Source organism: Rhodococcus sp. 852002-51564_SCH6189132-a, from assembly GCF_001665495.1.
Taxonomy (GTDB): domain Bacteria; phylum Actinomycetota; class Actinomycetes; order Mycobacteriales; family Mycobacteriaceae; genus Rhodococcus; species Rhodococcus pyridinivorans.
In genome coordinates this window covers 1-3,185 of record NZ_LZMJ01000008.1, presented here as the reverse complement: position 1 = coordinate 3,185, position 3,185 = coordinate 1, and the positions used below count along the sequence as shown (strand labels likewise).

The 3,185-nt window shown below is 70.5% G+C and carries 2 protein-coding genes and 1 pseudogene; 2 read left to right on the top strand and 1 reads right to left on the bottom strand.

Going from position 1 to position 3,185, the window contains the following annotated elements; genetic code table 11:
- Window positions 1–127: 127 nt before the first annotated feature.
- Both A5767_RS01635 and A5767_RS01630 read left to right on the top strand, forming a co-directional pair.
- Window positions 128–862 (top strand): annotated as a pseudogene (locus A5767_RS01635) (serine hydrolase domain-containing protein); the annotation flags it as partial.
- Between the two features lie 123 nt (window positions 863–985).
- A complete protein-coding gene (locus A5767_RS01630) occupies window positions 986–1,492 on the top strand; it encodes a DUF3145 domain-containing protein (protein ID WP_006554444.1) in 507 nt (168 codons plus the stop codon).
- A gap of 112 nt (window positions 1,493–1,604) precedes the next feature.
- Here A5767_RS01630 and A5767_RS01625 read toward each other — a convergent pair whose 3' ends face one another.
- Entirely contained in the window at window positions 1,605–3,038 is a 1,434-nt protein-coding gene (locus A5767_RS01625) for an acyl-CoA carboxylase subunit beta (protein ID WP_006554443.1), read from the bottom strand.
- Between the last annotated feature and the right edge of the window lie 147 nt (window positions 3,039–3,185).

Genomic DNA, 3,185 nt, shown 5'->3' with positions numbered 1-3,185 from the left:
CCCCCGCGGGCCCCCCCCCCCCGCGGGGGCGGCCGCGTCGGCTCCCCCCGCCCCCCCCCGCTCCGCCCCCCCCCCGGGCCGTGCCCCGGGCCCCCCCCCGGGGGGGGCCCCCCGCCGGGGGGAACGGGCCGCGTCCAGGGGAGACCTCGACGAGGTCTTCCCACTCGCATCCGTGACGAAGCCGCTCGTGGCGTACGCCGCGCTGGTGGCCGTCGAGGAGGGCGCGATCGAGCTCGACCAGCCCGCGGGCCCCGCGGGGTCGACGGTGCGCCACCTGCTCGCCCACGCCTCCGGTCTGGCGTTCGGTGAGCGCACCGTGCAGACCGAACCCGAACGGAAGCGGATCTACTCGAGTGCGGGCTTCGAAGTGCTTGCCGAACTCGTCGAGACGGAAACCGGTATCGAGTTCCCGGAATACCTCCGGCAAGCGGTCTTCGAGCCGCTCGTCATGCCGTCCTCGTCCCTGCCGGGGCCGGCGGGTCACGGGGCGCAGTCGTCGGTCGCCGATCTCGCGTTGTTCGCGCGCGAGCTGCTCGACCCCGTGCTGGTCTCGCGCGAAACCCTCACCGAGGCGACCAGCGTGCAGTTTCCGGGTCTGAACGGACTCGTGCCCGGCTACGGGATGTTCAAGCCCAACGACTGGGGCCTCGGATTCGAGATCCGCGGTGAGAAGAATCCGCATTGGACCGCCACCGGTAATTCACCGCGTACTTTCGGTCATTTCGGTCAATCGGGCACATTCATTTGGGTAGATCCCGAAATTTCCGTCGCCGCTGTGGTACTTACTGATCGTGCGTTCGGAGACTGGGCCAAACCGCTCTGGCCTGCCCTCGGAGACGCGATCATCACCGAATTCACATGAACCTCTCTGGTTCGCTGGCGAAACACACGCCACACGGGCACACTTGTACGCAGCCTGCATGGAGAAGCCTTGGTCGACGAAGGTCGTTGGGGAAGACGTCCTGGTCGAACCGGAGGTGAATGTATGCGCGCATCCAACCAATTCGCGGATGCCACGGCGGGGGTGATCTATGTCCACTCCTCACCGGCGGCGGTGTGCCCGCACATCGAATGGGCACTGGCCGACATCCTCGACTGCCGGCCCGATCTCTCGTGGACGGGCCAGCCCGCCGCACCGGGGCTGCTGCGCACCTGCGTCGACTGGGTCGGGCCCGTGGGCACGGCCGCGCGACTGGCCGACGTGCTGCGGTCGTGGCCGATGCTCCGCTTCGAGATCACCGAGAATCCCAGCGAGGGCGTCGACGGCGAACGTTTCAGCTACGCCCCCCGACTGGGTCTGTGGCGCGGGTGCACCAGCGCCAACGGCGACATCGTCGTCGGAGAGATGCGTCTGCGCGCCATGCTGTCCTCCGCCGATGTCACGAGCGAACTGCACCGCGCCCTCGGAACGGCATGGGACGAAGAGCTCGAGCCGTACCGCAGCGGCGACGAAGGCGCTCAGGTGACGTGGCTCCGCCGGGACGTCGGCTGACCGCGGTCCGCCGCCCCGGCGACGCGACCGGAACGCACCCCACATCTTCCTGATACGAGAACACCGGCACCGCTCCGAGGAGCGGTGCCGGTGTTCTCGTGCTGTGTCCGGATCAGAGCGGAATATTCTTGTGCCGTCCGCGAACCGCGGGTGCGGCGGCGAGCGCGGCGGCCAGGGTGCTGCGCGTGGTGGCGGGATCGATCATCTCGTCGACCACACCGATGGCCATCGCACGACCGACGCCACCGGCGATCGCCTCGTGTTCGGCGGCGAGACGGTCGTGCAGCGCCTCACGCTCTTCCTCGGGAGCCGCGGCGAGGGCCTTCTTGTGGAGGATGCCCACAGCGGCCTTCGCGCCCATCACGGCCACCTCGGACTCCGGCCACGCGTAGACGGCGGTGGCCCCGAGCGCCCGGGAGTTCATCGCGATGTACGCGCCGCCGTAGATCTTGCGCGTCACCAGCGTGACACGGGGAACCTTCGCCTCGGCGAACGCGTGGAGCAACTTGGCGCCGCGTCGCACGACACCCTCCCACTCCTGGCTCACACCGGGAAGGTAACCGGGAACGTCGACGATGACGACGAGCGGAACACCGAAGGCGTTGCACATCCGCACGAAACGCGCTGACTTCTCGGCGCTCTCGGAGTTGAGGCAGCCGCCGAGGCGCAGCGGGTTGTTGGCGATGACCCCGACCGTGCGGCCGCCGAGACGGCCGAAGCCGGTGACGATGCTGCGGGCCCAGCCGGCCTGCAGTTCCTCGAAGGAGGACTCGCCGTCGACGTTGTCGAGCAACTGGTGGACGATCGGCCGCACGTCGTATGCGCGTCGCGGCGAGGCGGGCATCAGCGCCCGCAGGTCGGTGTCGCCGAGTGTCGCTGCGACGACGTCGAATTCGCCCTGATCGGCCAGCATCGACACCAGGCGGCGGGCCCGGTGCAGGGCGTCGGCCTCGTCGTGCGCGGCGATGTGCGCGACACCGGACTTCTTGGTGTGCGTGTCGGGGCCGCCGAGCGACTCCATGTCGACCTGCTCACCGGTGACGCTGCGGACCACGTCCGGTCCGGTGACGAAGACACGGCCCTCGGGGGCCATGATGACGATGTCGGTCAGGGCCGGGCCGTAGGCGGCACCGCCGGCCGCGAAGCCGAGAACGACGGAGATCTGGGGGATCAGACCGGACGCGCGGACCATGGCCTCGAAGACCAGGCCGACGGCGTGGAGGGCTTCGACGCCCTCGGCCAGACGCGCGCCACCGGAGTGGAAGATGCCGACCACGGGGATCTCGTGGTCGATGGCGTGGTCGATGGCGGAGACGATGTGCTTGCATCCCTCGACGCCCATGGCTCCGCCCATGACGGTGGCATCGGAGCAGTATGCGACGGTGCGGATGCCGTCGACCTCGCCGACGGCGGCGAGGACGCCCGACTTGTCGCGGGTGTGCAGCAGTTCCAGGCTGCCCGGGTCGAACAGTTTCTCGAGACGGGCCAACGGATCTCTCGGGTCCACCGTCGTCTCACGCGGGGTGGCTGGATCCAGGATGGTCATCGGGTGCTCCTCGGGCAGACGCGGTGGTGGTGGGCTGCGGGGGGGGGGGGGGGGGGGGGGGGGGCCCCCCCGCGGGGGGGGGGGGGGGGGGGGGGGGGGGGGGGGGGGGGGGGGGGGGGGGGGGGGGGGGGGGGGGGGGGGGGGGGG